This is a genomic window from Caulobacter sp. P4_E5, from assembly GCF_056401555.1.
In genome coordinates this window covers 1-26,703 of sequence record NZ_JBFUJD010000052.1, presented here as the reverse complement: position 1 = coordinate 26,703, position 26,703 = coordinate 1, and the positions used below count along the sequence as shown (strand labels likewise).

The 26,703-nt window shown below is 68.1% G+C and carries 23 protein-coding genes; 12 read left to right on the top strand and 11 right to left on the bottom strand.

Features of this window, described 5'->3' with window-relative positions:
- Positions 1-112 precede the first annotated feature (112 nt).
- The gene (locus AC1DSO_RS16020; RefSeq protein ID WP_477069768.1) at positions 113-3,478 is read right to left on the bottom strand and encodes a TonB-dependent receptor; all 3,366 of its coding nucleotides are present in this window, start codon (positions 3,476-3,478) and stop codon (positions 113-115) included.
- 332 nt (positions 3,479-3,810) lie between these two features.
- Positions 3,811-4,218 carry a helix-turn-helix domain-containing protein gene (locus AC1DSO_RS16015; protein WP_477069767.1) on the bottom strand — a complete coding sequence of 136 codons (408 nt, stop codon included), beginning with the start codon at positions 4,216-4,218 and terminating at the stop codon, positions 3,811-3,813.
- A 214-nt stretch (positions 4,219-4,432) separates the two neighbouring features.
- Here AC1DSO_RS16015 and AC1DSO_RS16010 point away from each other — a divergent pair, with 214 nt between their 5' ends.
- Positions 4,433-5,446, top strand: a complete 1,014-nt coding sequence (locus tag AC1DSO_RS16010; protein WP_477069766.1) for an NAD(P)/FAD-dependent oxidoreductase — start codon at positions 4,433-4,435, stop codon at positions 5,444-5,446.
- Positions 5,447-5,490: 44 nt separating this feature from the next.
- Positions 5,491-6,654, top strand: coding sequence for an acyl-CoA dehydrogenase family protein (locus AC1DSO_RS16005; protein ID WP_477069765.1), 1,164 nt, complete (start codon positions 5,491-5,493; stop codon positions 6,652-6,654).
- A 66-nt stretch (positions 6,655-6,720) separates the two neighbouring features.
- Here the strand turns inward: AC1DSO_RS16005 and AC1DSO_RS16000 are convergent, their stop codons facing one another.
- Entirely contained in the window at positions 6,721-7,437 is a 717-nt protein-coding gene (locus AC1DSO_RS16000; protein ID WP_477069764.1) for an energy transducer TonB family protein, read from the bottom strand.
- A gap of 193 nt (positions 7,438-7,630) precedes the next feature.
- Between AC1DSO_RS16000 and AC1DSO_RS15995 the strand changes: the two genes are divergently transcribed.
- Entirely contained in the window at positions 7,631-8,500 is an 870-nt protein-coding gene (locus AC1DSO_RS15995) for a transglycosylase SLT domain-containing protein (RefSeq protein WP_477069763.1), read from the top strand.
- On the opposite strand, the gene AC1DSO_RS15990 is transcribed toward AC1DSO_RS15995, so the two are convergent.
- Complete coding sequence (locus AC1DSO_RS15990) at positions 8,487-9,677, bottom strand: CaiB/BaiF CoA transferase family protein (protein WP_477069762.1); 1,191 nt, start codon at positions 9,675-9,677, stop codon at positions 8,487-8,489. The genes AC1DSO_RS15995 and AC1DSO_RS15990 overlap by 14 nt on opposite strands.
- A gap of 78 nt (positions 9,678-9,755) precedes the next feature.
- Positions 9,756-11,549 (bottom strand): ATP-binding protein, encoded by a 1,794-nt coding sequence (locus AC1DSO_RS15985; protein ID WP_477069761.1) that lies wholly within the window; start codon positions 11,547-11,549, stop codon positions 9,756-9,758.
- A 154-nt stretch (positions 11,550-11,703) separates the two neighbouring features.
- Between AC1DSO_RS15985 and spbR the strand changes: the two genes are divergently transcribed.
- Positions 11,704-12,837: a SpbR family protein gene (gene spbR / locus AC1DSO_RS15980; protein ID WP_477069760.1), complete on the top strand. Its 1,134-nt coding sequence runs from the start codon at positions 11,704-11,706 to the stop codon at positions 12,835-12,837.
- A gap of 67 nt (positions 12,838-12,904) precedes the next feature.
- Positions 12,905-13,669 (top strand): NUDIX hydrolase, encoded by a 765-nt coding sequence (locus tag AC1DSO_RS15975; RefSeq protein WP_477069759.1) that lies wholly within the window; start codon positions 12,905-12,907, stop codon positions 13,667-13,669.
- A gap of 9 nt (positions 13,670-13,678) precedes the next feature.
- Here the strand turns inward: AC1DSO_RS15975 and AC1DSO_RS15970 are convergent, their stop codons facing one another.
- Genes AC1DSO_RS15970 through AC1DSO_RS15955 form a run of 4 tightly spaced genes read right to left on the bottom strand, consistent with a single transcriptional unit; the run spans position 13,679 to position 17,200 of the window.
- Entirely contained in the window at positions 13,679-14,317 is a 639-nt protein-coding gene (locus AC1DSO_RS15970; RefSeq protein ID WP_477069758.1) for an ABC-type transport auxiliary lipoprotein family protein, read from the bottom strand.
- Positions 14,314-15,252 carry an MlaD family protein gene (locus AC1DSO_RS15965; protein WP_477069757.1) on the bottom strand — a complete coding sequence of 313 codons (939 nt, stop codon included), beginning with the start codon at positions 15,250-15,252 and terminating at the stop codon, positions 14,314-14,316. The genes AC1DSO_RS15970 and AC1DSO_RS15965 overlap by 4 nt, the downstream gene beginning before the upstream one ends.
- Positions 15,252-16,088 carry an ABC transporter ATP-binding protein gene (locus AC1DSO_RS15960; RefSeq protein ID WP_477069756.1) on the bottom strand — a complete coding sequence of 279 codons (837 nt, stop codon included), beginning with the start codon at positions 16,086-16,088 and terminating at the stop codon, positions 15,252-15,254. Before AC1DSO_RS15960 ends, AC1DSO_RS15965 begins: the two co-directional genes overlap by 1 nt.
- Complete coding sequence (locus AC1DSO_RS15955) at positions 16,085-17,200, bottom strand: ABC transporter permease (protein WP_477069755.1); 1,116 nt, start codon at positions 17,198-17,200, stop codon at positions 16,085-16,087. Before AC1DSO_RS15955 ends, AC1DSO_RS15960 begins: the two co-directional genes overlap by 4 nt.
- 245 nt (positions 17,201-17,445) lie before the next feature.
- On the opposite strand from AC1DSO_RS15955, the gene AC1DSO_RS15950 reads away from it, so the two are divergent.
- Positions 17,446-19,005 carry a methyl-accepting chemotaxis protein gene (locus AC1DSO_RS15950; RefSeq protein WP_477069754.1) on the top strand — a complete coding sequence of 520 codons (1,560 nt, stop codon included), beginning with the start codon at positions 17,446-17,448 and terminating at the stop codon, positions 19,003-19,005.
- Between the two features lie 155 nt (positions 19,006-19,160).
- Here AC1DSO_RS15950 and AC1DSO_RS15945 read toward each other — a convergent pair whose 3' ends face one another.
- The gene (locus AC1DSO_RS15945) at positions 19,161-20,213 is read right to left on the bottom strand and encodes a LacI family DNA-binding transcriptional regulator (protein ID WP_477069753.1); all 1,053 of its coding nucleotides are present in this window, start codon (positions 20,211-20,213) and stop codon (positions 19,161-19,163) included.
- A gap of 255 nt (positions 20,214-20,468) precedes the next feature.
- On the opposite strand from AC1DSO_RS15945, the gene AC1DSO_RS15940 reads away from it, so the two are divergent.
- From AC1DSO_RS15940 to AC1DSO_RS15930, 3 genes are all read left to right on the top strand, one after another.
- Complete coding sequence (locus AC1DSO_RS15940; RefSeq protein WP_477069752.1) at positions 20,469-21,725, top strand: MFS transporter; 1,257 nt, start codon at positions 20,469-20,471, stop codon at positions 21,723-21,725.
- A 17-nt stretch (positions 21,726-21,742) separates the two neighbouring features.
- On the top strand, positions 21,743-22,549 hold the full coding sequence (locus AC1DSO_RS15935) for a TrmH family RNA methyltransferase (protein WP_477069751.1): 807 nt from the start codon (positions 21,743-21,745) through the stop codon (positions 22,547-22,549).
- A gap of 72 nt (positions 22,550-22,621) precedes the next feature.
- Positions 22,622-23,608, top strand: a complete 987-nt coding sequence (locus AC1DSO_RS15930) for an alpha/beta hydrolase (protein ID WP_477069750.1) — start codon at positions 22,622-22,624, stop codon at positions 23,606-23,608.
- Here the strand turns inward: AC1DSO_RS15930 and AC1DSO_RS15925 are convergent.
- Positions 23,605-24,333, bottom strand: a complete 729-nt coding sequence (locus AC1DSO_RS15925) for a helix-turn-helix transcriptional regulator (RefSeq protein WP_477069749.1) — start codon at positions 24,331-24,333, stop codon at positions 23,605-23,607. The two genes, AC1DSO_RS15930 and AC1DSO_RS15925, sit on opposite strands and share 4 nt — an antisense overlap.
- Before the next feature lie 93 nt (positions 24,334-24,426).
- Between AC1DSO_RS15925 and AC1DSO_RS15920 the strand changes: the two genes are divergently transcribed.
- The 3 genes from AC1DSO_RS15920 to AC1DSO_RS15910 all read left to right on the top strand — a co-directional run bounded on the left by AC1DSO_RS15920 (position 24,427) and on the right by AC1DSO_RS15910 (position 26,631).
- A complete protein-coding gene (locus tag AC1DSO_RS15920; RefSeq protein WP_477069748.1) occupies positions 24,427-25,155 on the top strand; it encodes a glutathione S-transferase family protein in 729 nt (242 codons plus the stop codon).
- Positions 25,156-25,241: 86 nt separating this feature from the next.
- A complete protein-coding gene (locus AC1DSO_RS15915; RefSeq protein WP_477069747.1) occupies positions 25,242-25,490 on the top strand; it encodes a hypothetical protein in 249 nt (82 codons plus the stop codon).
- Between the two features lie 358 nt (positions 25,491-25,848).
- The gene (locus tag AC1DSO_RS15910) at positions 25,849-26,631 is read left to right on the top strand and encodes a FadR/GntR family transcriptional regulator (protein WP_477069746.1); all 783 of its coding nucleotides are present in this window, start codon (positions 25,849-25,851) and stop codon (positions 26,629-26,631) included.
- The last annotated feature ends 72 nt before the right edge of the window (positions 26,632-26,703 follow it).

Genomic DNA, 26,703 nt, shown 5'->3' with positions numbered 1-26,703 from the left:
TCGTCACCGCTCCGTTCCAGGATCAACGGCGCGCGGGAAGTCGGGGTTCCGGACACGAAAAAGGCCCGCGACGCGAACGCCGCGGGCCCGATTTCCGTCGCCGGATCTACGTCTAGAATTCGTAGCGCAGCGAGACCTGCATGTACCACAGCGACAGGCCCGTATTGCGGGTCTTGGTCACCGAGGTCGGCACGCCGGAATAGCGATAGCGGACGCAACCGGAGTCGCTGGTCGTGGCGAGGGCGTTTTTGTCGTTCAAGCAGTCCACCCGGGCCAGGGTGTTGATGTCGCTATATTCCGACACCAGGCCCCAGTCGCGGTTGATCAGGTTCAGCAGGTTGCGGACGTCGACCTGGATCTTCAGCTTGTGGCCGTCGATCGGGGTCGGCAGTTCCTGGCTGAACTGGGCGTCCAGGCGGTTGACCGGCGCATTGGTGTTCGAGTTCTTCTGCGCCAGGCCGGGCTTCAGATTGTATTGCGTCACGTACTTCTTGAAGAGGTTCAGGTCGTTCGCGGTGGCGAAGGTCACCAGGCCGTAGTCCAGGCCCGACGCGCCGCCGCTGCCGCTGAGGTCCGGCACGTACAGCATCTGGGCCGTGCGGTTGACGCCGAACACCTGGCTGCGGCCCGACTGGCGGTCCTGCATGTAGAAGCCGAACGGACGGCCGTCTTGACGCTCGGCGAACAGGGTCACGCGGGTCTCGTTGTCGCCGAAGAACTTCTTACGGTAGCTGAACTCGGCCTTGTAGCGGTTCTTGATCTCGTAGACCGAGCGGCCCAGGTAGTCGCGGTTGGGGTCCATGCCGGCGGCGACGCCGCCGTACAGCGAGCCCGCCGTGGTGCCGAAGAACAGGCCGGCGTTGATGTCGTTCATGTTCTGGCGCGCATAGCCAAGCGAGAAGTCGCCGCCCCAGTCAAAGCGCTTGGAGACCTGAGCGCTAGCCGTCCAGCTTTCACCCTTGTCGGCGTTGGTGACGATGACGTCGCGGTTCGAGCCGAGGTTGGCCGAGCTCTTGCCCGGCGTGGTGGCGGCCAGGCCGTCATAGCGGATCCGGCCGTCGGGCAGGAACTTCTGCTCGCCGTTGATCACCAGCGGCTGGGCGCGGCTGTCGTAATAGGTGATCTCGTTCTGGGCCTGGGTGGCGATGTAGTTGACCGTGGCGGTCCAGCCGTCGGTCCACTTGCCCGAACCGCGCCATTCACCCGACAGATACAGCTTCCACTGGCCCGGCATCTCGAAGCTGGGCGACAAGGCGATGGCTTCGCCCAGCGGCGGGATGCTCGGCGCCCCGGCCAAGGTGCCCTGCTGCAGTTGCTGGATCACCGTCGGAACGGCCAGGCCGAACTTGGCGTCGGTGTTGAGGCCATCCAGCGCCGTCGAACCGATGGCCTGGGTGAAGCCGGGGGTGCCGCCGGTCTCGGTGAAGGTTCCGTTGCTGTTGCGCTGGATCGTGACCTGGCTGGTCGCGTAGCCGGTGTTGTAGAACGAGATGCCCGTCAGCACATCGGGCGAGCCGCCCGCGAACAGGCCGAACCCGCCCGTGAAACGCAGGTTGTCGCTGGCTTTCCAGTCGACCGAGACGCGCGGCATGAAGACGTGCAGGCCGTCGATGGTCTTCTGGTTGGTGTAGCCGTTCCGGGCCGTGAAGTTCGGGTTCAGGATTGGGCGGTCCGGCTCGTCGTACCAGTCGAAGCGGAAGCCGGCCGAGACCTGCAGGTTGTCGGTGATGTCCAGGGTGTCCTGGGCGAAGCCCGAATAGGTCCAATAGGTGCTGTCGAAGGCGGCGGCGTTCGGGTTGCCGGTCACCGAGTTGGCGTAGATCAGCTGGCTGGCCTTGCCGGCCTGATAGTCGGCGATCGAGTCGAAATAGTACTGGCCGCGCGAGTTCGGCACGAACACGTCGAAGACGTCGGCCTTGCGGGCCTGGGCGCCGACCTTGAAACGGTTTTCGCGCCAGCTGTACTCGGCCACGGCCTGGTAGCGGGTCTCCTGCTCGTCCAGGGCGTTGGCGTGGCGGAACTGGTCGGGGCCGAACAGCACCTGCGAGAAGCCGGCGGCGCAGCTGGTCAGGGTGGCGTCCGAGCTCGGGGCGGCGCAGACGCGCACGTCCGAGAAGTTCTGGCCGCCAGGCGGGTTCTGACCGTTGCGATAGTCGCGATAGGTGGCCTTCACCGTGGTCGACAGGTTGTCGGTCCAGTTGGAGTGAACCTCCAGGGTCGTGGCCTCGTCGCTATTGGCCTGCTGGTACCAGTGCGAGAACAGCGAGGCGTTGGCCGCGCCGAGATCGGTGCGCTGGAACGAGCTGCTCTCGGCGTAACGATAGGTCAGGCTGGCGCGGTGCTTGTCGCTGATGTTCCAGTCGATCTTGGCCGAGTACTTCTTGTCGGTGACCGGCGCGGTCAGCGGGATCGAGCCCAGGCTGTAATCGCTGGCGTAATTGTTGTTGTAGGTGTTGACGATCGAGTCGATCGTCGCCTGCGTCAGGCCGTTCGAGAAGGTGTTGACCGCACCCGAACCCGGGGCGCCGAACTGGGTGGTGTCCAGGGTCTTGTAGGTCTCGTACGAGACGGCGAAGAACAGCTTGTCCTTGATGATCGGGCCCGACAGGAAGCCGCCGTAGTTCTTCTGGCTGATGGTCTGGGGCACGCGGGTCTTGCTGTAGTGGCGGCCGACCATGCCTTCGTTCAGGTAGTTGACGAACCCGACACCGTGGAAGCTGTTGCCGCCCGAACGCAGCACCAGATTTAGGGCGCCGCCGACGAAGTCGCCGTTCTCGACATCGGTGGGCACGGCGGCGACGGAGAACTGCTCGACCGCATCAAGGGTGACCGGGCCGCGCGCGGTGCTCATGCCGCCCTGGGCCAGGCCGAAATTGTCCTGGGCCGACACGCCGTCGACGGACAAACGGTTCAAGCGCGGGTTCGAGCCAGCGATCGAGATGCCGCCGCCGTTGGTGCCGGCGCGACCGCCGCTGAGGTCCTGGGCGACGAGGATGTCGCGGCGGGCGAAGTCGCGCGGGTCGCGGGTCACGGCCACGACCGAGTTCAGGTCGTCGCGGTTCAGGACGGTCTTGGGGCCCTGGTCGTTGTTGGCGCGGCTGGCGGCCGAGACCACGATGGCCTCGACCTGGGCGCTGTCGCCCAGCTCGACGTCCAGGTCGGTGGTCTTGCCCAGGCTCAGGAACAGATCGGTGAAGGTCTTGGTCCCGCCGTCCGGCGTGCTGACCGTCACCGTATACGGTCCCCCCACGCGCAGGCCGCGCGCGTCGAACGCCCCGCTGCCGCCGGTCATGGTGGCGCTGCGCGTGCCCGAGGGCGTGTGCAGCACGGTGACGCTGGCGTTCGGCACGGCCACACCGCCGCTGGTCACTTGGCCGTGTAGGGAGGCTGTCGTCTCCTGAGCGTAGGCCACGCTCCCCAACGCCAATGTCATGGCGCCCAGGGCGGCCCCCGCCGCCAATCGCTTCATCGAAATCATGTAAATCCCCTCGCTTCGCGCCGTCACCAGAACAGCCGCCTGGCGGCGATGATGACGGCGCGTCATGGCGAGTCCGACACAGCCGCGCGAACCTACAAAGACGCGACGGCGCAAACGCCAGGGGAGGGAGCATGCTTGCCTGCGAATTGGACGACGTTCGGCGACGAACGGTCGTTCGCTAGGCGAGAGGGACGACGAGCGCTCGATCCGAAGTAAGATTTTACTTCGTACGCGGAGCGCCGACTCAGCGAGTCCGATCGTTCAGGCAAACAAAAGCCCGCGTCGCCGAGGCGGACGCGGGCTCTTTGCTTCAACCTGGAAGCCTCGAACGCCTAAGGAGCGTCGTCGTCCACCATGGCGCGGACCAGGTCGACGACCCGGCGACGCAGGCGGCGGTCGGCGAGTCGCGGGAACAGACTGGCCAGCTCCAGGCCTTCCGGCGTGGAGACGAACTCGGTCATCCGCTGGGCGAAGCCGTCGTCGATGCCGCCGTCGGTCTCGTCCAGGCCTTCGAAGAAGTAGGACACCGGGGCCTGCAACAGCTTGGCCGCGTCATACAGCTTGCTGGCGCTGATGCGGTTGGCGCCGCGCTCGTATTTCTGGATTTGCTGGAAGGTGATGCCGAGGGCGTCGGCGACCTGGGTCTGACTGAGACCCATCATCTTGCGGCGAATTCTCAGCCGGGCCCCCACGTACAGATCAACGGGGTGGGCCGGTTCGACTGCGGGTCGATCGTTCATCCGCCTGTATTCCCTCCAACGCCGCGAGGCGGCTTCGTGCCAATATTAACGGATATAGACCGAGCTTGGCTGCGTCGTCACGTGCGGGCATACGCGGAACGGGTCGTCGCGCCAATGTGTCGCGGTCTAGCTTCGCGGCTCGCAAGAGAGCGACATGGTCGGAAGAGGTCGTCGGGGGCTTGACGGACGAGGCCGCGAGAGGTGTCTGCGCGCCATGAAAGTTCAATCGGGCGCGCGTGTCGCCGTGGCCGGGGCCGGGGCGTTGGGATCAGCCACGGCGCTGCGCCTGGCGCGAGCGGGGTTCGCTGTCACCGTCTTCGATCCGGCTGCGCCCGGCGCCAACGCCTCGGGCGTGGCGGCTGGCATGCTGGCGCCGGTCAGCGAAGCCCTGTTCGACCCCGCCTCGCGCGATCACCTGCCCCTGCTGCGCCGCGCCCGTGATTTGTGGCCGGCCTTCGCCGAAGACCTGGGACTGGAGATCGTCCGCGCCGGCGTGCGAATCGAGGGCTCAGAGGCTTGGCGCGCCCAGGTCGGTCAGCGCCTGCGCGACCTCGGCCTGCCAACCGGCGAGGTCATCATCGAGGACTGGCGCATCGACGCTCGGCGCGCCCTCGAGGCCCTGCGCGCGGCGGCCGAGGTGGCGGGCGTGCGTTTCGAAATGAGCGCGGTCGAGGCCTTCGCGCCTGGAGCCCTGCGCCTGGCCGAAGGGCGAACCGAGGCCTGCGACATCTTGGTGCTGGCGACCGGACCCGGCGCGCGCGATGGCCGTTTGGCGCCGGAGACCGCCGCCCTGACGCCGATCAAGGGCCAGATCCTGCGTACGCCGGCCCTGGAGTCGGACGCGGCGGTGGTGCGGGGCGAGGGGGTCTATCTGGCCCCGGGCGAGACCTTGGCCATCGGCGCGACCATGGAAACAGGGCGCGACGACTTGGCGCCGGACGCCTCGGCGACCCAGGCCCTGCGGGCGGCAGCTTGGGCCCTGCGTCCTGACCTCGATCTGGACGAAGCGAAGGTCGAGGTCGGCGTGCGGGTCACTACGCCCGACGGCCTGCCGCTGGTGGGCTGGAGCGCGGTCCCCGGCGTCCTGTTGGCGGTGGGCGCGCGGCGCAACGGCTGGCTGCTCGCGCCGCTTGTGGCCGACATGGTCGCGGCGTATCTGAATGACGATAACCCGGGCCCCGACGCCGCCGCTATGGACGCGCGCCGCTTCGAGGAGTCCAAGTCCTGACGACCAGGATCTAACGAACAAGAGCGTGCAGGGGAGTAGGCCGGATGTCCGGATTCTGGTTGACCGAAGAGCAGGAAGCCATCCGCGAAGGCGTCGCCAAGGTGTGCGCCGCCTTCGACGACGAGTACTGGCGCCGCACCGACGAGACCGGAAACTTCCCCGAGGCCTTCGTCGCCGCCATCGCCGAGGGCGGCTGGCTGGGCGTGGCCATGCCCGAGAGCGTTGGCGGGGCAGGCCTGGGGCTGACCGAGGCCGCCGTGATGATGCAGGCCGTGGCCCAGTCGGGCGCCGGCTTCTCGGGCGCTTCGGCCATCCACCTGAACATCTTCGGCCCGATGCCGCTGGTGAAGTTCGGCACGGACGCGCAACGCGAGCGCCTGCTGCCCCGGCTCATCTCGGGCGAAGACAAGATGTGCTTCGCCGTCACCGAGCCCAATTCGGGCCTCGACACCTCGAGCCTGGAGACGCGCGCGGAGAAGGTCGAGGGCGGCTATCGCCTGAACGGCCGGAAGATCTGGACCACCGGCGCCCAGCGCGCCAACAAGATCCTGATCATCGCTCGCACCACCCCGAAGGACCAGTGCGCGAAGCCGACGCAAGGGCTGTCGCTATTCTACACCGACCGCGAGAAGATCGAGGCCAAGCCGATCCCGAAGATGGGCCGCAAGGCCGTCGAATGTAACATGCTCTTCATCGAGGACCTGTTCGTCCCGGCCGAGGATCTGGTCGGCGAGGAGGGCAAGGGCTTTCAGTACCTGCTGCACGGCCTCAATCCCGAGCGCGTGCTGTTCGCCGTCGAGGCCATCGGCCTGGGCCGCGCGGCGCTGGCCAAGGCCACCACCTACGCCAACGAGCGGATCGTGTTCGGAAGGCCCATCGGTAAGAACCAGGGGGTCGCCCATCCGCTGGCCAAGTCGTGGGCCGAGCTGGAGGCCGCCAACCTGCTGGCCTTCAAGGCCGCCGCCCTCTACGACGCCGGCAAGGAGTGCGGGGCCGAGGCCAACGCCGCCAAGTACCTGGGCGCCGAGGCGGGCTTCCACGCCTGCGAGAACGCGGTCCTGGCCCACGGCGGCATGGGCTACGCCAAGGAGTACGACGTCGAGCGCTATTTCCGCGAATCGATGATCGCCCGCATCGCGCCGGTCAGCCGCGAGATGATCCTGAACTTCATCGCCGAGCGCGTGCTGGGCTTGCCCAAGAGCTACTAGCGACGGATATGGCCGGGTCGCCGAAGGCTGCGACCCGGCCGCCGTTTCAACGCTGGAGGAGGGCTGTCAGGCGCCCGCGTTGAACCGGATCGGGATGCGCACCGTCGCGCCATCGACGGCCTGGCCGTTCTCCATCTGCGGCTTCATCTTGAAGAAGCGCGAAACCTTCAGGGCGGCGTTGCCGAAGCCTTCGTCGGTGGGAGTCTCGGAGAGAACCGAGCAGTCACGGACCGTGCCGTTGACCGCCACCACGCAGTTCAGGGTCGCCGAGCCCGAGAGTCCACGCCGCTGGGCGCTTTCCGGATAGTAGCGGGCCATGTCGTCGGCCGAGGGCAGCCGCAGCCAGTTGGCGCGGGTGATCATCTTGGTTGGCGGCGAAGGCGGGGCGGGCGGCGCGGGTGGCGTCGGCGTCAGGGTGGTGATCGGACCCGTGGCTGGCGGTCCTTCGACGATCGGGTCGGCGACCAGAGGCGGGGGCGTCTCGAACGGTGTCTGCAGCGGGATGTGCAGCTTCGGCGCGGCGGCCTGGGGCGGCGGCTGGTTCGTCGGGGGAGGAGGGGGCGGCGGCTTGGGTGGCGTGTAGATCGGTTCGAGGACAAAGGCCCTGTCCTCGTCCATCCTGGGCAACGGCGTGACGTACTTCTGATAGGCCAGGTAACCGATCAAAGCGATGTGGGCGGCGGCCGAGACGCCGATGCCGATCAGCAGCACCTTCGAGGGTTTGCGTGGCGCGTCGTCCAGGCCCGGGATGCCGGAGCCGTTGGGGTGGAGAGCCAGGTTCATATCGACCTCCTAGATGGAATTACATCTGTAGGATCAGGTCAGCACGAGCCGCTTCGACTGTAAATTGACAATCGTAATCCACGCGACGATTTTTCTTACGGCTGTAAGATCGGGTGCGGCATCTCGTCCCCGGACGCTGCCCGGCGAGCGTGGTTAATTGCCAATTAACCATACTCGCTCAGTCATGAGACCCATGCCTGCCGTCAGTTCCATCCGCAGCGTCGTCGAGTCGGCGATCCAGCGCGCTTCCAGCGCGACGGGGGTCGATTTCACGTTCCTGATGGGCACGGCCAAGCGCGAGAGCGGTTTCAACCCGGCCGCCAAGGCGCGGACGTCGTCAGCTTCCGGCCTGTTCCAATTCGTCGACCAGACCTGGCTGTCCACGCTGAAGAAGCACGGCGCCAAGTACGGCTACGCTCGCTACGCCGATCTGATCAGCCAAGGCTCGGACGGTCGCTACCGCGTCGACGGCGACGAGGCCCGCAAGGCCGTGCTGGGCCTGAAGGCCGATCCGCACGCGGCGTCGCTGATGGCCGGCGAGCTGGCCTCCGACCATGCCTCGTACCTGCGGGGACGGGTGGGCCGCGACCCCACGGCCGGCGAACTCTATGCCGCTCACTTCCTGGGACCGAAAGGCTCGGCCCGCCTGATCGAGGCCGCGACCGCATCGCCGGGCGCCAGCGCCGCCGCCATGTTCCCCGACGCCGCCCACGCCAACCGCTCGATCTTCTACAAGGAAGGCCGCGCCGCCACGGTGGGCGAGGTCTACGCCAACCTGACCAWGACCGGCGGCGCCACGCGTGTCACGGATCAAGAGCCTGTCCGCCTGCCGGAAGGCGATCAGGGCTTCATGCAGTACGCCGGCGGCCGCCGCCTGGAGCGTATCCGCCAGCAGGAAGCCATGGTCGACCTGATCCTTCGCGGCTCGCAAGAGGTCGGCAACCCGTTTGGCGGTTCGGACAGCCGAAGCATGGGCGGTGGCCAGCGGCTGGCCAGCTCGATGTTCTCGGCCGAGATGCTGCGCGTGCTGGCCGACGCCAACGACAAGGTCAAACAGCGCTGACGCTGGTCAGCGTCGCCACCTGCTCCTCTGACCATCCCAGCTCCCTGAACACCGACGCCGTATCCGCGCCTAGCCTTGGCGCGGGGCCGCGCGGGCCGTCTTGCGCGCCTGGGAAGCGAGCCGGCGCGGCGGGGGCCCTGAAGGTCCCGCCCGCGCCGTCGGGCGTGTCGACGAAGCAGCCGGCCGCCTCGGCCTGGGCGTCCGCCGTCAATTCGCGCGGCGTCTGGTAAGGCGCCCAGGTGATGTCGCCGGCGTCGAGCGCCTCGGCGACCTGTGGATAACTCATGGCCCCGAACGCCTCGTCCAGGATGTCGACCAAGGCCTGACCGTTCTCGCGGCGGGCCTTGGCCGAGGAAAAGCGCGGATCGTCGACCAGCTCTGGTCGTCCGGCCGCCGCAACGATGCGTGGCCAGTCGACCGAGCCTTGACGGGGCAGGAGACAGATCCAGCGGCCCTCGGCGGTCTTGTAGAAGTTGGCCAGGGGCTGCACCGCCTCGCGCCGGCCACGCGTGGAGGCCAGCTTTCCGAACCGCAGCTGGATCGCCATGTCAGAGCCGATCGCATAGACGCCGGTGCGCAGCAGCGAGGTCTCGACCAGGCGGCCAACGCCTGTGCGGGTGCGCTCATGGACCGCCGCGAGGATCGCCGAGACCGTGGCCAACGAGGTGACGTGGTCACCCATGCCGGTGCGGATCGGGAACGGCTCGGCCCCCTTGGGCGCGGTAATCGAGCCGACACCGGCCCGCGACCAGAAGGCCGCCACGTCCATGCCGGGTTTGTCGGCGTCGGGACCGGTCAGGCCATAGCCCGTCAGGCTGCAATAGATCAGCCGCGGATTGACGGCCTTCAGCGCCTCGAAACCCAAGCCGGCGCGCGCCAGGGCGGCCGGGCGGACATTGGTCAGGAAGATGTCGGCCGTCGCCGCCAGGGCCTTCAAGGCCTCACGGCCAAGGTCGGAGCGGATATCCAAAACCACCGCCCGCTTGCCTCGGTTGTCCAGCTCGAAGATCGGGTTGGCGTCCTGGTCCGAGCCGATCGTGTCGAAGAAGCGCCGCATTGGGTCGCCCTCGGGGGACTCGACCTTGATCACGTCGGCGCCCCAGTCGGCCATGATCCCGGCCGCGCCGGGCGCTGCGATATAGGTCGCCAGCTCGATGACCCGCAGTCCTTCCAGCATAGCGTCCTCCCCGCCCTTGTCGTTGCGGGAACCATGGGGGAGGGCGGCCCGTGGGGGAAGGCTTACCTTGGGGCGCCCTTAGGCGGCTTCGGCCCTGGCTTCGCGACGGTCGAGCGAGGCGGCGTCGGCCAGGACGCGGGCCACGGCGGCCACGCTGACCGGCTTGCGCAGGACGATGTCGGCGCCGGCGTCGAGGAATTCCGAAGCCTCGTCGCCATCCCCGTCGATCATCGCCACGATCGGCGCGGCGCGATTGGGACCCTCGGCGTCGCGCAGGGACGCGGCGACCGCGGGGCCGTCCATGATCGGCATGCGATGATCCAGCATCAGCAGGTCGAACTCGGCGATCTTGGCCAGGTCGGCGGCCCGGCGGCCGTTCTGGGCGTGGACCACTTGGTGGCCTAACTGCTCGAGGATGGCGCGCAGCATGGCCGCGTTCAGGGCGTCGTCTTCGGCGATCAGGATGCGCAAGCTGCGCGGCGCGCCCGAAGCCTCCGCGGCGGCGGAGTCCAGATTTCGCTCCAACTCGCATTCGACGTCGGCGTCGAAGGGCAGGGTCAGCGTGAAGCAGCTGCCGACGCCGACGGCGCTGCGCGCCTCCAGGGCGCCGCCCATCAGGCGAGCCAATTGGCGCGACAGGGAGAGGCCCAGGCCCGCGCCGTTGACGCCGGCGCCAGTGCGCTCGACGCGGCGGAAGGGCTCGAAGGCCTGCTCCATCTCCTCGACCGACAGGCCAGGTCCGGTGTCGGCGACCTCGATGGCCACTTGACCGTCGCGCAGCTCCAGTCGGACCTCGATACGGCCACGCACCGTGTACTTGACCGCATTGCCGAGCAGGTTGGCGATGATCTGGCGCGTGCGCAGGGCGTCGGCCATGGTCGCGCCCCTGTCGCGGCCGCGCAGCAGAGGGTCGACGTGGACAGCCAGCTCCAGCCCCTTGGTCGCGGCGTGGGGCTTGTCCAGCAGCACCAGGTCCTGGACTAGGCGCACCGGGTCGAAAGGCTGGGTCTCAACATGGAGGCGACCGGACTCGGCCGTTTCGGAGTCGAGGGTGGCGTTCAGGACCGAGATCAGATCCTGGGCGGCGTCCAAGGCGGCGTTCAACTGCTCGCGCGAGGGCGCGGCGCGGCCGCCACGGCCCGCGGCGGCCGCCAGCACGTGCGTGACGCCGGTCAGGCCATTGCGAATTTCGTGGCTGAGGGTGGCGACGATGTCCGATTTCGAGCGGGCGGTGCGTTCGGCGGCCTCGAGCACTCGCAGGCGCTCGTCGACCAGATGCTCGTGGGCGACGGCCAGATCATGCTGGCGGCGGAACATGCGATTGAGGATCAAGGCCAGGGTGATCGCCAGGGCCAGGCCGCCCCAGGTCAGCTCACCGGCCTGCTGGCCGTCCGGATGCGAGAACCGAGCGATCAAGGGACCGGCCGCCGCGATCGGGGCGACGATCAACAAACTCGGCAAGTGAGGCGCGGCGAAGAAGACGCAGAGCACCGCGCCCGCCGTCGCCAGCATCAGCAGGGTGTCGCGCGCCGGACCGGCGCCTTGGGCGAAAGCCGAGATCTGAACGACGGTCAGCGCCCAAAGCACGCCACAAAGCACCTGAACCCGCGCTCGGCGGTTAAGGTCTTGCGACGCTTCGACGCGCAACCAGTTCACGGCGGCGTAGAAGACGGCCCAGTTGATCGCGAACAGCGCGAAGCTGGCGCTCATCCAGACGCGGTTGGCGGCGAAGGATCCAACCCAGACGAAAAAGGGTAGGCTGACCGCGAAAACCCCAAGCGCATAAGGCAAAAGCGCGGCTTGGGAGTCCAGCGCCTTGGCCAGATTGGCGCCGTTCGTCGGGCTCTCTTTGGGGCGGCGCTCGGCGAACAAGGTCGCGCTCCTCTTGGTTGAGCGCGCACCTTAGGGGGAGCATGGTTTGTACCCGGTTACGGGACATCGTTAATCCACAGCTTCCTGGCTCAAACAATCATTAAGCCTAACCGTCGAGGATGCGACTCCTCGCATAGGGTTGGGCGGGCGAACCATGGCCACGACACGCGCTGCACTGACAGAATCCGACATCCGCATGCTCGTGAAGGGCGCGACGCCTGACGAGCGCGCCCTTGCGGCGCACAAGCTGTGTCGAAACATCGACCGCGCCGTCCTCACCGAGGAGGAGCGCCAGGTCGCGCACGACATCCTGCGCGTGATGGCGGCCGACGCCGCCGAGCTGGTTCGTCGGGCCCTGGCCGTCACGCTCAAGAATTCCACGGCCCTGCCGCCCGACGTCGCCAACCGCCTGGCGCGCGACGTCGAGAGCGTTAGCCTGCCGGTCATCAGCTTCTCTCCGGTGTTCACGGACACCGACCTGGCCGAAATCGTCCGCGTGGGCGGCCCGTTGCGCCAGATGGCGGTGGCCAAGCGCCCGAAGCTGTCGGCGCGCATCACCTCGATGCTGGTCGAGGAAGGGGGCGAGGACGTGGTCGCCACGGCCTGCGCCAACGACAACGCCCGCTTCTCGGAAGTGACGCTGCAAAAGGCCCTGGATCGGTTCGCCAAGTCCGAACAGGTGCTGCAGGCCGTCGCCTATCGCTCGGCCCTGCCGCTGGCGGTGTCCGAGCGCCTGATCGACATGGTCGGCGACCAGCTGCGCGACCACATCCTGTCCAACCACGCGCTGTCGCCCGAACGGACCCTGGAGCTGATCGTCGGCGCCAAGGAGCGGGCGACGATCGATCTGGTGGATCAGGCTGGCCGCGCCGCCGATCCCAAGGCCTTTGTCGCGCACTTGAACGGCGTGGGGCGGCTGTCGCCGTCATTGCTGCTGCGCGCCCTGGCCCATGGCCATATGACCTTCTTCGAGTGGGCCGTGGCCGAACTGGCCGGCGTGCCGCACCACCGCACCTGGCTGATGATCCACGACGCCGGTCCCCTGGGCCTGAAGGCGATCTGCGAGCGCGCCGGCCTGCCGCCGCGCCTGCTTTCGGCGTTCCGTGCGGGGATCGACGCCTTCCACGGCCTGGAGTTCGACGGCCGCGCCCACGATCGCGAACGCTTCCAGGAGCACATGATCCAGCGCTTCCTGACCTCGCCGCACGCTGTCTCGCGCGAGGACAGCGAGTATCTGCTGGAGCGCATGGACCGCAGTTCGAACAAGCGCCGCGCCGCTTCGGCCTGAGTTCGCCGCCAAACGGCCGTTCGAAAGAAACCTGGGCAAGGCCGCGCGCCGGCGCCAGACTTGACGGATGTCCGACCCCGCACCGGGCGCGATCCGCCCCGCCGCCACTATCCTTCTGCTTCGTGACGCGCCGGCGTTCGAGGTGCTGATGGTCAAGCGCCACCACCAGATCGACTTCGCGGCCGGGGCCCTGGTCTTTCCCGGCGGCAAGAGCCACCAGGGCGACAGCAATCCGCGCTGGGGCGAGCTGGCGATCGGCTTCGACACGCTTGGCCAGGACGACGCGGCCTTGCGCATCGCCGCCATCCGCGAGGCCTACGAGGAGGCCGGCATCCTGCTGGCGCGCGACCGGGACGGGGCCTTCTACGCCGGCGAGGCGGCCAAGGACGTCCGGGCGGCGGTGGCCGAGGACAAGGTCGCCTTCATCGACGTGGTCGAGGACCTGGGGCTGAAGCTGGACCTCTCGGCCCTGACCGTCTTCGCCCGCTGGATCACGCCCAAACTGATGTCCAAGCGGTTCGACACCTGGTTCTACGTCGCCCACGCGCCCCTGGCCCAGCAAGCGATCTGCGACGGCCACGAGGCGGTCGACGCCGAATGGATCGCACCGGACCTGGCCCTGGATCTGGCGGCGTCGGGCGCGCGCAAAGTCATCTTTCCCACCCGCATGAACCTGCGGCTGCTGGCCGAAAGCGCCAGTCCCGCCGACGCCGTCGCCCGAGCGGCGGCGCGCGAGCTGGTCACGGTCGAGCCGTGGATCGACGGGCCGGTGCTGCGGATCCAGGAGAACGCCGGCTATGGCGCGGCGACTGAGCCGCTGGAGGCGTTTTGAGAATGCGCCCTAGCCCTTGATCCCCGGCCCGGCGGCGTTGACCCAGGCCACGACGTCGCCCAGCACCTTGGCGACGGCCTGGTCATAGGCCGGCACGATGGCCGAGACCCGGTTGTCGGCCGCCTTCACGCGGGCCTCGAACACCTGGTCGCCGACCAGGGCGCGATCCTGGCTGCGGTTCAGTACGCCCCGCACCCGCACCACGATTTCGGGCGCGGCCTTGGGGCCGTTGACATAGTCGGCCTCGAAGGTGCGGACTTCCAGCCGCAGCACGAGGTCGGCCTTGGCCACTTCCCCGCGGCCGATCAGGCGAGCCCTCCCAGGATCGTTCTCGAACGAATGGGCGACAGCCTCCTCGAACAGTATGAAGGCCGGCGAGACCCACCGCGCGTCGGCGATATAGGCGACCTGGCCGCCGGTGCTGGTCAGGATGCGGTCGCCTGCGGCGGCGCGGGTGAACGCCGACGGCGCCTTCAGCACGCCGAACATCGCGCCGGGCGGGCCCTTGGCCACGCTGACGTTCGCCTCGCCGAAGCGGTAGAGGTCGGCCGGCTTGGCCTTCGGGAAGACGCTGATGCAGCCGGAAAGACTGACGGTCAGGGCCGTGACGGCCAGAAATCTGGAGGCGTTGCGGATCATCGGGCTCACGGCTTGACCTCCACTTCCTTGGCGGGCGGCTTGCCGACCACGCCTCGGGGGTTCTGTTCGACATCGGCGACCAGGCGGTCCAGGGACTCGGCGGCCGATTGCAGGGTGACGATGGCGGCCGAAAGCTGCGGCAGGCCGGTGGTGGCGAAGTCGCTAGTCGGGCCTTCCAGCTTGGAGACCATGCCGCGGGCGTCCTTGGCGGCGCCCTTCAGCTCGGTGGCGGCGTCGCCCAGCTCCTTCATCGTGCGCTTGGCGTCGCCGTCGACCAGGCCGTTGGCGCTTTTGGTGAGCTCGGTGATCGACTGGGCGGTCGCATCGATGCTCTGCAGCGCCTTCTGGGCGTCGGCGATGATCTCCTTGCGCTCCCGCAGCTCGGCGGTCACGGCCTGGACGTCGCTGAGCGAGGCGCTGAAGGTCTTGATGTTCTTGTCGGACAGCACGCGGTTGACGCGGTCCAGCGCCTCGATCGTTCGCGTCAGCACCGTACCGCCGCCCTCCAGCAGGTCGGACAGCGCACTGCGCTGGCTGCGCAGAACCGGCACCTTGCCGCTCTTGACCGTGTCCTTCAGCAGCGCCTTGTTCGGCGAGCCGGCGGTGATCTGGACGTAGTTGACGCCGGTGATGCCCTGCGGCTCCAGCGTGGCGTAGCTGTCGACCTTGATCGGCACGTCCGAGGTGACCCGGGCGCGGGCGATCACCCGGTTGGGGTCGCTCTTGTCCAGTTCGATGCGCGACACCTCGCCGACCTTGATGCCGTTGAAGTGGACCTCGCCGCCTTCGGAGAGGCCGCGGACCGGACCGATGAACAGGATGTCGTAGAGGTCGTAGTCGCGCGTGAAGCTGAGCTTGGCCAGCCAGACCACGAAGATCACCAGGCCCATGAACAGGGCCAGGGAAATGGCCCCGACCAGGGCGTAGTTGGCGTTTCTTTCCATCAGAAATCAGTCCTCGCCTCGGCCGGATCCTCGGAGGTCGCGGCGGCGCGTCCCCGGGGGCCCAGGAAGTATTGCTTGATCCAGGGATGATCCGAACGCTCGAGCTCGCGCACGGGCGCCACGGCCACGACCTTCCCGTCGGCCAGCACGGCGACGCGGTCGGTGATGGCGTAGAGGCTGTCCAGATCGTGGGTGATCATGAAGACGGTTAGATCCAGGCTGTCGGAAAGGTCCTTGATCAGCGCGTCGAAGGCTTCGGCGGCGATCGGGTCGAGGCCGGCCGTGGGCTCGTCCAGGAACAGGAGTTCAGGGTCCATCGCCAACGCTCGAGCCAGGCCGGCGCGCTTGCGCATGCCGCCCGACAGCTCGGCGGGCTTCAAGGTCGCGGCGCGGGCGGGCAGGCCGACCATGGCGATCTTCAGTTCAGCCAATTCCTCGACCTCGCGCCGGGGCAGGCGGGTGTGCTCGAACAGCGGCGCGGCGACGTTCTCGCGCACGGTCAGGTTCGAGAACAGCGCGCCCTGCTGGAAGAGTACGCCCCAGCGCCGCTCGACCGACGACCAGCGCCGCCGCGAGGCCGTGCGCATGTCGCCGCCGAACAGTCGCACCGTGCCGCCGTCGGGGGCCTTCAAGCCGATGATGGTGTTCAGCAGCACCGACTTGCCGGTGCCCGAGCCGCCGACCACGCCCAGCACCTCGCCGCGCTCGACCTTCAGGTCCAGGCCGTCATGCACGAGGTTGTCGCCGAACGACGAGACCAGGCCTCGCACCTCGATCGGAAAGCGCTCGGCCTCGGCCGGATCGATCGACGGCGGCAGGGGGGCGGGGCTGGTCATATGTCCAGCTCCATATAGACGAGGGCGAAGATCGCATCGATCAGGATGATGGCGAAGATGGCGTGCACCACCGCCGCTGTCACGCGCCGACCCAGGGACTCAACGTCGTTGCCGACCTCCATGCCTTGGCGGCAGCCGATGGCGGCGATGACCATCGCCATCACGGGCGCCTTGGACAGGCCGATCCAGAAGTGGGTGGCCCCGACATAGTCGATGATCCGCTGCAGGAAGAAGGTCGGCGACAGGTCCAGCACGATCCACACGACCAGGATGCCTCCCGCCAGACCGGCGAGGGTGGCCACGAAGGTCAGCAGCGGGATCGTGAACAGCAGGGCGGCGAACCTCGGCAGCACCAGGGCTTCGTACGGATCCACGCCCATGACCTGCATGGCGTCGATCTCCTGGTTCATCTTCATCGAGCCGATCTCGGCCGCGAAGCTGGAGGCCGACCGGCCGGCCAGCAGGATGGCGGTGATCAGGATGTTGAACTCGCGCATCACCGAGATGCCGATCAGCTCGACCGAATAGACCTGGGCGCCGAAGTCGGTGAGCATGTTGGCGCCGAGCAGGGCCACCACCGCGCCGATGAAGAAGGTGGTGGTCGCCACGATCGGCATGGCGTCCAGCCCCGCGCGCTCGCACTGCGAAATGATCGGAGCCCAGCGGATCCGGCGGGGATCGGCGAAGCTGCGTCCCAGGGCGACCAGCAGGTGTCCCAGGAACACCATGGTGCTGTAGCCGTCGGAGAACAGGCCGAAGACCCCGTGGCCGATCCGCTCGAGCAAGGCGTGAAAGCCGCCGGGCCGCACGGTGGGCTCGGGCTCGACCTGGATGGCGGCGCCGACCAGCTCCAGCAGGCRTGACACCTCGCGGCGGGCCTGGACGTGCTGGGTGTCCAGCCGATCGCCGGCCGCGCGCAGGATGGCGTAAGCGCCGGCGGTGTCGCAGCGGTTGACGTTCGTCAGGTCGAACGTCAGGTCGCGCCGGTTGGAAAGCGCCTGGGCCAGGCGCAGGCCGGCGTCGAGCAGACCTCGCGCGGTCCAGTCCCCCGAAAGCACGGCCGTCGAGCGGCCGTCCTGTTCGGTCAAGGTGAAGTCCGCCGGAAGCGCCATGAAGTCCTTGAGGGTCTCTACGCGACTATATCCAAGCCCCGCCATGGACCTGACAAGTCCAAAACGCGCCAAGGCCTAGCTTGGTTCTATTCACGGCCAGAACGTGGCCRTGGCCTGCGAAAATGGGCGGCCTGACCGGTGGTGCGGCCACGCGGCGCATCGTGTCGAACTTCAATCTTGGTTAACAGATTCCGGTCACGAACGTGGTCAATCAAACCTTACCATCGAGTCGGAGTACCGAAGGCATGAGCGCGCACGCGAAGCTGGATCAGCGGATGGCCTTCATGCGCTTCGACGAGCGCTCGCGTTCGGCCCTGCGCGCGATCAAGCCGGTGATCGACGCCGAGATCTCCACGGCCCTCGGCAAGTTCTACAGCCAGGTCCGCGCCTTTCCCGAAACGCGCGGCAAGTTCCGCGACGAGGGCCACATGGCCGGCGCCGAGCGCGCCCAGGCCGCCCATTGGCGCCGGATCGCGCAAGCCGACTACGGCGACACCTATGTCCGGGACGTCGAGCGGATCGGCCGCGCCCATGTCGAGGCCGAGCTCGAGCCGCAATGGTACATCGGCGGCTACGCCCTGGTCGCCGAGGAGCTGATCCGCGCCGTGGTCGCCAAGCGCGCCAAGGGCCTGTTCAACGGCGCCAAGTCCGACGCCGAACTGGCCGACGGTCTGTCGGCCCTGACCAAGGCCGTGTTCCTGGACATGGAACTGGCGATCTCCAGCTATCTGACCCTGCTGCAGGAAGAGCGCGACGCCCTGGAGGCCGAGCGTGAAGCCGCCGAGCGTCGCCAGGTCCAGGCGGTCAAGGCGGTGGGCGAGGCCCTGGCGCGCCTCGCGGCCGGTGACCTCTCGGCCCGCGTCGATGGCGAGCTTGCGCCTGAGTTCCAGAGCCTGAAGACCGACTTCGAACGCGCCGCCGGGGCCCTGGGCGAGGCGATGCGCGCGGTCGAGCACTCGGCCAGCGGCATTCGCGCGGGCGCCGACGAGATCGCCCGCGGCGCTGAGGATCTCTCGCAACGCACCGAACAGCAGGCCGCCACGCTGGAACAGACGGCCGCCGCCGTCGAGGAACTGACCGGGGCCGTCGGCAAGACCGCCAAGAGCGCTCGCGAGGTCTCCTCTCGCGTCGGCGAAGCGTCGGCCGAAGCCGAGCGCTCGGGGCAGATCGTCACCCGCGCCGCCCAGGCCATGACCAAGATCGAGGCCCAGTCGCAGCAGGTGAACCAGATCCTGGGCATGATTGACGAGATCGCCTTCCAGACCAATTTGCTGGCCCTGAACGCCGGCGTCGAAGCCGCGCGGGCGGGGGATGCTGGTAAAGGCTTCGCGGTCGTCGCCCAGGAAGTGCGGGCGCTGGCCCAGCGCTCGGCCGAGGCGGCCCGCGAGATCAAGTCGCTGATCACCGAGTCGAGCCGCCAGGTCAGCGAGGGCGTCGACCTCGTCGGCCAGACCGGCGAGTCCCTGCGTGGCATCGTCAACAAGGTCGAGGGCATCAACGAGCTGGTCAACGCCATCGCCGCCTCGGCCAGCGAGCAGGCCACGGCCCTGGGCCAGGTCAATTCGGCCGTCAACCAGCTGGACCAGGTCACCCAGCGCAACGCCGCCATGGTCTCGCGATCGACCGAAGCGACCCACGCCCTGCGGGTCGAGGCCGCGGACCTGTCGAACCGCGTCGGCGCCTTCCGCCTGGGCTCGCGTCCGCAGACCCAGACCTTCCAGTCGAGCTATCAAGAACGTCCCGTGGAAAACCCGGTGCACGCCGCTCGAGCCCGCGTCGCGGCCTTCGCCCGCCCGGGGCGGTAAGGCGATCTTTTCATCCTCCCTCGCGGAGCGGGGGAGGTGGATCGGCGCGGATACGCGACGAGACGGAGGGGGCGTCCCTCCGCCGTCGCCAAGCGCCCCTCCGTCACGCTGCTGCGCGTCGCGACACCTCTCCGTTTTCCGGATGAGGAGGAGATCTAGCGCGGCGGCGGCGCCGTCGAGGCGCGGTGGATCAGTTCAAAGGGCAGGAGCTCATCGATCGGCCGTTCGGGCGGCTCGTTACTCTTGGCCTGGGCGATCAGCAGCTTGGCCGCCACCGAGGACATCTCCGCCACCGGCTGGCGCACAGTGGTCAGCTGCGGCCGGCTGAAGCGTGAGCTGGGGCTGTCGTCGAAGCCCGCCACTGAAATGTCGCCGGGGATCATCAACCCGGCTTCCGCGACCGCGGCGATGCAGCCCAGGGCCATGTCGTCGTTGCTGGCGAAGATCGCCGTCGGGCGGTCGGGCAGGGCCAGCAGGGCCTTGGCCTGCTCCAGGCCCGACTGGAACGTGAAGTCGCCCTGGCGCACCAGGCCCTCGGCCACCGGCAGGCCGCGCGTCTTCATGGCCTCCAGATAGCCCTCGCGCCGCGCCTGGCTGGCGCCGTAGCGCGGCTCGCCGATGATGAAGCCGATGCGCTTGTGGCCGAGGTCGGCCAGGTGTTCGGTCATCTCGCGGGCGGCGGCGACGTCGTCCATGTGCACGCGCGGACCCTGGCCGGAGGTGCGCTCGGGCCCCACGCGGACATAGGGCGTGCCGGCCTTTTCCAAGAGCTCCAGCACCACTTCATTGTCGGAAGAGGGCGGAGTCAGGATCACGCCATCGGGTTTCAGGGCGGCCAGCAGGGCGGCCACTTCCTGGCGCACCTGTGGGCCCTCGTGATCGATCAGTTCGATCAGCAGGTGGTAGCCGGCGGCGCGGCACTCCAGCGTCGCGCCCAGCTGGATGCGGCTGAGATAGTCGGCGCCGCGCTCGCTCTGCCAATGGTCGATGGTCAGGGCCGCGTCGACGAAGACGGCGATCACGAATGAGCGTGAGCCGGCCAAGCTGCGCGCCGACAGGTTCGGACTGTAGCCGAGATCCCCAGCGGCGGTGAGCACACGCTCGCGCATCGCGGGCCGAACGTTCGGCTCGTTGTTCATCACCCGCGAGACGGTCTTGATCGAGACGCCCGCCCGCGCGGCGACGTCGTAGATCGTCACCGAAGCCATCAGTCTGTCCCGACTTGCATTAGAGTCACGCCCATTCCCCCAACCTAGAGCCTGTCCGCTCCAGAAGGAAACTCCCTGCTTAACCGTAAGCGCCCCCTTGTGCAGCCCCGAAGGGGCGGCCACTGTCGCGTTTCGACGCGGCGCGAAGACCGCGCGGAGCCTGTCCAGTTCCGGTGAAAGCCTCGGAATGGAAAAAACGGGCTCCGTTCAAAGGATCTGGAGCATGGCGGTGGCCATGCTCGTTGGGGAGGTGAGATGCGGCCTGACGACGGGGCGCGGCCCAAGATGCCGGTGCGCGCGAACTTCATCGCCGCCTATACCCTGGCCCAAGTCGGGGCCTTTGTTTCGTTCCAACCGCTGCTGCAGGTCCTGCTGCCCCTGAAGGCCGAGGCCATCGACCACGCCAGCAAGGCGGTGGTGCTGAGCCAGGTCGCCTTCTACGGCGCCATCGTCGCCAGCATCGCCAACCTGATCGCCGGCGCGATCAGTGACCGCACGACCTCGCGCTTCGGCCGCCGTCGGCCCTGGATGGTGGTGGGCGCGGTGGGCGCGTCCCTGGCCTACCTCGCCATCATGCGCGCCAAGACGCCGCTGGAGCTGATCGGCGGCGTGATCCTGTTTCAGCTGACCTTCAACCTATGTTTCTCGGCCCTGGTCGCGGTGATGCCCGACCGGGTGCCGGACAACCAAAAAGGCATGGTCGCGGCGTTCCTCAGCCTGGGCAATCCGATCGGCACGGCGGTCGGCGCGGTCCTGATCGGTGGGGTCCTGGTGTCGGAAGGCTGGCGCTACGCCACGATCTCGGCCGCCCTGCTGCTGGGCCTGGCGCCGTTCGTGATCCGGCTGCGCGATCCACCGCTGCCCAAGGAGAATGTGCCGCCGTTCCACCTGATGGAGTTCATCGCGGGACTGTGGGTCGATCCGCGCAAGCATCCCGACTTCGCCTTCGCCTGGGTCGGACGGTTCATGGTGCTGGTCGCCCTGAGCCTGGTCCAGTGCTACATGCTCTACTTCCTGCAGGATGTGCTGGACTATCCACGCCTGTTCCCCGGCCATCGGTCTGAGGAGGGACTGGCGATCCTGACGACGGTCTCCACCATCTCCAACGTCGCCCTGGCCATGCTGGGCGGAATGCTGTCCGACCGGCTGCAGCGCCGGAAGCTGTTCGCCTTCGGCGCGGCCGTCGTGCTCGCCGCGTCCATGGTCGTCTTTTCGTTGTCGCCGAGCTGGCCGGTTCTGGTGGCGGCCTATGTGGTGTTCGGGTGTGGGGCCGGCTGCTTCTGCGCGGTCGATATCGCCCTGGTCACCCAGGTGCTGCCCTCGCAGCGCGACGCGGGCAAGGACCTGGGCGTGATCAATCTGGCCAACACCCTGCCGCAAGCCTTGGCGCCGGCCCTGGCGATCTGGAGCCTGGGACCGACCCATCTCAACTTTCACGTCTTCTTCCTGATGGCCGCGGCGCTGGCCCTGGCTGGCGGTCTGGCCATCCTGCCGATACGAGGGGTGCGCTAACCCGTTCAGAGGCCGCCTTGCCCCAGTTTCGCGTCGTCACCGACCCCGACGATCCCGCCGTCGCGCCGTTCCGGGCGATCAAGGAGCGTGATCTTGTCGGCCGCGAGGGCCTGTTCATCGCCGAGGGCGAGACGGTGCTGCGAGCCTTCGTCCGCGACGCGCCCGAGCGGGTGGTCTCGCTGCTGATCGATCCCAAGCGCAAGGACAAGCTGGCCGAGGTGTTCGCCGGCTTGCCGGACGACACGCCGGTCCATTTGGCCGACCAAGTGGTCGTGGACGCCATCGCCGGCTTTCACCTGCATCGCGGCGTATTGGCCGTCGGTCGCAAGCCCGAACCGGTCGCGGCGCGCGAGCTTCTGGCCCAGCTGCCGGGGCGCGCGGTGGTGCTGGTGCTGTGCGGCATCGCCAATCACGACAACATCGGCGGCATCTATCGCAACGCCGCCGCCTTTGGCGCGGACGCCGTGATCCTCGACGCCGACTGCTGTGATCCGCTGTACCGCAAGGCGATCCGCGTCTCGGTCGGCGCGGCGCTGTCGGTTCCCACGGCGCGGCTGGAGCGCGGCGAGGACATCGCCGAGCTGCTGGCGGCGACGGGCTTCGAGGGCTTGGCGCTCAGCCCGTCGGCGACCGAGATCCTGGCCCGCCTGACGCCCGCGCCGCGCACGGCGGTGCTGCTGGGCGCCGAAGGGCCGGGCCTCTCCCCCGAGGTCATGGCCCGCGCCAGGACCGTCGGCATTCCGATGGCGGGCGGCTTCGACTCGCTGAACGTCGCCACGACCAGCGGTATCGTGCTGCATCATCTGCGCTTCGCCGAAGGCTAGGAAACCGGTTTCCAAATCGCCCGAAGCGGATTTAGGGTCCGCAGACAACATCCCGTCAGAAGGCTCGATCCCATGCTGAACCGCCGCGGCGCCCTGTCCGTTTTCGTCACCGGCGTCCTGGGAGCGCTGGCGGCTCGCAAGGCGGAGGCCGCGCCCGTGGACAAGCCCCAGATCACCCCGCCGGACCCGATCGAGGTCATCACCCTCTGGCCGAACGGCGCGCCGGGCGGGGAGGGCGTCACGGTCGAACAAAAGATCATCGAGCGTGGCGACGGCAAGGGCCTGAAGGACCGGGCCCAGGTCCACACCCGCACGCCGACGATGACGGTCTTCCGTCCGAAGACCCCGAATGGCGCGGCGGTGATGCTGATCCCCGGCGGCGGCTATGAGCGGGTCGTGCTGGACAAGGAAGGCTATGAGACCGCCCGTTGGCTGAACGCGCGCGGCTATACCTGCTTCGTGCTGTTCTACCGGATGCCGGGCGACGGCTGGGCGGCGGGCGGCGATGCGCCGCTGCAAGACGCTCAGCGCGGTATCCGCCTGATCCGCTCCAAGGCCGCGCAGATGGGTTTCTCCGCCGACCGGGTGGCGATCATGGGTTTCTCGGCGGGCGGCCACCTGGCGGCCAACCTGACGGTGCGGTTCGACGCCCCGACCTATGATCCGGTCGACGCCGCCGACCAACTGCCGGCCAAGCCGAACCTGTCGGCCCTGATGTACCCGGTGATCAGCCTGGACCCGGCCATCGCCCACGGCGGTTCGCGCAAGCAGTTGCTGACGGCGAACGCCTCGCCCGAGCGCGCCTTGGAGCTGTCGCCCGAGAAACAGGTGCGCGAGGGCCTGTCACCCGTGTTCCAGGTGCACGCGGCCGACGACAGGACCGTGCCGGTCGAGAACGCGCTCGCCATGTTCGCGGCGCTGAAGGCCAAGGCCGTGCCGGCCGAGCTGCACGTGTTCGAGGAAGGCGGCCATGGCTTTGGCCTGCGGTTCGTGACCGACAAGCCGGTGGCGGCCTGGCCCAGCCTGTTCGAGACCTTCGCCAAGCGCCACGGAATCTAGGCGGCGCCGCAGTCGGCGCGTTCCTTGGCCTTCCAGGCGGCGATCTCGGCGTCGCGGAACTTGATCCATTCGCCGCGCAGCACCGCTGGCCGCTTGCCGTGGCGTTCTTCCAGAAAGTCGGCCCCGACCACGCGATCGGTGCGGAAGCTGCGGAACGCCTGGCGCAGCTCGCACCAGGCGATGATCATCCGGATCGTCTCGCGATAACCGACGGTGACCGGCCAGATCACCCGGGCGCTGACCGCGCCGGTCCCATCGCTGTAGTCCAGCCGGATCTTGCGGCCGGCGTGGATCCAGGCCCGGACCTGGGCGACGTCGATGCGGTCGGTCTCGGGCTTCCAGGCCGGGGCCGCGCCGATGGCGGGCTCCAGCACATAAGGCCGCAGCCGGTCGGGCACGGCGGCGGCGATTTTGCTGATCAGGTCGCTGGCGGCCTTGGCCAACACCGGGTCGCCGCGTCCCGCCACCCATTGCGCGCCCAGAACCGCCGCCTCGATCTCGTCGGGGGTCAGCATCAGGGGCGGCATGTCGAAGCCGGCCTCCAACACATAGCCCACCCCGGCCTCGCCGCGGATGGGCGCGCGCTGGCCGACCAGGGCGGCGATGTCGCGATAGACGCTGCGCTTGGAGGTCTCGAGCTCGGCGGCGATGGCGTCGGCCGTCACCGGCGCGCGGCTGCGGCGCAGGATCTGGATGATCTGGAAAAGGCGTTCGGCGCGTCTCATGGGCTTCACTATCCACGATCGTTGCTGACAGCATGCTGGCAGTAGCCTGGCGGTAGCAAGTCGTCACCACGACATTCGGGATGGAGAGGGATGATGATCACGCTATTCGCCGCCGGGGCGGGGTTCGGGCTGCCCGAGATCAGCCCCTATGTAACCAAGACCGAAGTCCAGCTGATGATGGCGGGCCTGAAGTACAAGAAGACCAAGGGCAGCCGCGAGACCGCGCCCAAGGGCCAATTGCCGTGGATCGAAGACGCCGCCCAGGCGATCGGCGACTCCACCTTCATCCGCGCCCACATCGAGCAGAAATACGATGTCGACCTGGATACCGGCCTGACCGGCAAGGAGCGCGCCCAGGCCTGGGCGATCGAGCGGATGATCGAGAACCAGCTGGGTTGGGTGTCCAGCTACTTCCGCTTCCTGGAACCGGCCAACTTCGCCAAGGGGCCGGGCCGCTGGTTCGACCAGGCGCCGGAACACCTGCGCGGCGATCTGCGCAAGGGGCTTCTGGAAGCGGTGGCGACCAATGTCCGGGCCGTCGGCGTCGGCCGGCACCTGCGCGAGGAGGTCGTGTGGCTGGGCAGCCTGTCGCTGCGTTCCCTCGACGAGCTACTGGAGGACAAGGCCTATCTGATGCGCGACAGCCATCCGGTCGGCGTCGACGCCACGGCCTTCGCCATGCTGGCGGCGATCATGACCCCGTTCTTCGACTCGCCGCTGCGGCGCGAGGCCGAGAGCTATCCGCGCCTGGTGGACTATGTCGGCCGGATGATGGCGCAGTTCTATCCTGCCCATCCATGGGGGTTGCGCCAGGCGGCCTAGAAAAATGGAACGGGACTGTAACCAGAAGAGGCCATCGTTCGAATGATCCTGCAGGCGCGTATCGGCGCCGATCTAGGGAGCGGACGATGGCCATCAATGGGGACTACCCGCAGCCGGTCACCGTCAACGGCTTCTCGTGCAAGAACTGCACGGATGTCGACTACGCCAAGAAGCACATCGACCCGGCCCACCCCAAGGGTGGGCCGTATGGCATCAACGCGAAGGATCGGGACGCGACGCACGACAGTGATAGGCCGCACGGCCCGGACAAGACGGACGCCGACATCCGCAGAAATTGGTCCGATGCCGGCGTCGTGGTCGATGTCCAGGTTTGAGAGCGCTTCCAAGGTGGTTGTACAAGTCGCTCGAATTTGGCTGGATTGGTCAGGCCATTTTGCTTTGCACGCCTAACCAATTTCGCTAGGGTACAGAGCGCGACGGAATGGAGCCTCCAACTCCGTTCAATCGCTTGCTCGTCGACCACAGGCGCTGCGTATCTTGCGCCGACCTCCTCCCGGGGCGGACGACGATGGCGGCCGGAGTCCTTACCCTCCGGTCGCCCGCCGCCTTAGTGAGCCGCCTTGGCGGATCGTCTTGGTAAGGCCACTCGACCGCGAGCGCTTGTGACCGGGCGGGACGCGCGCTAGTCCTTTGGGACGCGCCGACCCTGGCGCCTGACCACGGCCGCTTTTCATGTCGACCCCATTGTCGAACCCGCCTTCCACGGAGTCCACCAGGCTCTACCAGCAGGTGGCCGCCTCGATCAGCGCGTCGATCGCCAGCGGGACCTTTCAGCCCGGCCAGCGACTGCCGTCCGAGCGCGACCTGGCCGACGAGTTCGGCGTCAGCCGTCCCACGGTGCGCCGCGCGGTGATCGCGCTGGAAATGCGCGGGCTGCTCGAGGCCCGCCAGGGCTCGGGCGTCTATGTCCGCCTGGACCAGCCGCCACCGCCGGTGAAGGACCTCGACATCGGGGCCTTCGAGCAGGCCGAGGCTCGCCGCCTGTTCGAGGGCGAGGCCGCCGCCCTGGCCGCCACCCTGATCACGGACGAGGAGCTGGCCTATCTCGAGGCCCTGGTCACCGAGATGAACAGCGAGGAGTCGACCAAGGAGCAGAGCGAGCTGGCCGACCGCCAGTTCCACATCACCATCGCCCAGGCCACCCGCAACACCGCCGTAGTGCGGATCGTCGAGAACACCTGGGACCTGCGCTACCGCTCGCGCCTGTGCATGCAGATGCTGGAAAAGGCCCGGCACGTGCGCAAGCGGCCGCTAAAGGACGAGCACCAGGAGATCATCGAGGCCTTGCGCACCCGAGACCCCAAGGCGGCGCGCGGCGCGATGCAGGCCCACCTGGGCGGACTGATCGAGAACCTGCTGCTGACCGCCGAACTCGAGGCCATCGAGCGCACCCGCGAAAGCCTGGCGGCCAAGCGCGAAGAGATCGCCCTCCGCGCCGCCAGCGCGGCGAAGTAGGTCCTCAGGCTTCTCCTGAAAARGAGGCCGGATCCCCTTGAGAGATCCGGCCGCGCAGGAGGGGTCTAGGGG

Bases quoted from the DNA above. Each gene is read 5' to 3' on its own strand.
- AC1DSO_RS16020 (WP_477069768.1), bottom strand. From the start codon at position 3,478: ATGATTTCGATGAAGCGATTGGCGGCGGGGGCCGCCCTGGGCGCCATG.
- AC1DSO_RS16015 (WP_477069767.1), bottom strand. From the start codon at position 4,218: ATGAACGATCGACCCGCAGTCGAACCGGCCCACCCCGTTGATCTGTAC.
- AC1DSO_RS16010 (WP_477069766.1), top strand. From the start codon at position 4,433: ATGAAAGTTCAATCGGGCGCGCGTGTCGCCGTGGCCGGGGCCGGGGCG.
- AC1DSO_RS16005 (WP_477069765.1), top strand. From the start codon at position 5,491: ATGTCCGGATTCTGGTTGACCGAAGAGCAGGAAGCCATCCGCGAAGGC.
- AC1DSO_RS16000 (WP_477069764.1), bottom strand. From the start codon at position 7,437: ATGAACCTGGCTCTCCACCCCAACGGCTCCGGCATCCCGGGCCTGGAC.
- AC1DSO_RS15990 (WP_477069762.1), bottom strand. From the start codon at position 9,677: ATGCTGGAAGGACTGCGGGTCATCGAGCTGGCGACCTATATCGCAGCG.
- spbR (WP_477069760.1), top strand. From the start codon at position 11,704: ATGGCCACGACACGCGCTGCACTGACAGAATCCGACATCCGCATGCTC.
- AC1DSO_RS15975 (WP_477069759.1), top strand. From the start codon at position 12,905: ATGTCCGACCCCGCACCGGGCGCGATCCGCCCCGCCGCCACTATCCTT.
- AC1DSO_RS15965 (WP_477069757.1), bottom strand. From the start codon at position 15,252: ATGGAAAGAAACGCCAACTACGCCCTGGTCGGGGCCATTTCCCTGGCC.
- AC1DSO_RS15960 (WP_477069756.1), bottom strand. From the start codon at position 16,088: ATGACCAGCCCCGCCCCCCTGCCGCCGTCGATCGATCCGGCCGAGGCC.
- AC1DSO_RS15950 (WP_477069754.1), top strand. From the start codon at position 17,446: ATGAGCGCGCACGCGAAGCTGGATCAGCGGATGGCCTTCATGCGCTTC.
- AC1DSO_RS15945 (WP_477069753.1), bottom strand. From the start codon at position 20,213: ATGGCTTCGGTGACGATCTACGACGTCGCCGCGCGGGCGGGCGTCTCG.
- AC1DSO_RS15940 (WP_477069752.1), top strand. From the start codon at position 20,469: ATGCGGCCTGACGACGGGGCGCGGCCCAAGATGCCGGTGCGCGCGAAC.
- AC1DSO_RS15930 (WP_477069750.1), top strand. From the start codon at position 22,622: ATGCTGAACCGCCGCGGCGCCCTGTCCGTTTTCGTCACCGGCGTCCTG.
- AC1DSO_RS15925 (WP_477069749.1), bottom strand. From the start codon at position 24,333: ATGAGACGCGCCGAACGCCTTTTCCAGATCATCCAGATCCTGCGCCGC.
- AC1DSO_RS15920 (WP_477069748.1), top strand. From the start codon at position 24,427: ATGATCACGCTATTCGCCGCCGGGGCGGGGTTCGGGCTGCCCGAGATC.
- AC1DSO_RS15915 (WP_477069747.1), top strand. From the start codon at position 25,242: ATGGCCATCAATGGGGACTACCCGCAGCCGGTCACCGTCAACGGCTTC.
- AC1DSO_RS15910 (WP_477069746.1), top strand. From the start codon at position 25,849: ATGTCGACCCCATTGTCGAACCCGCCTTCCACGGAGTCCACCAGGCTC.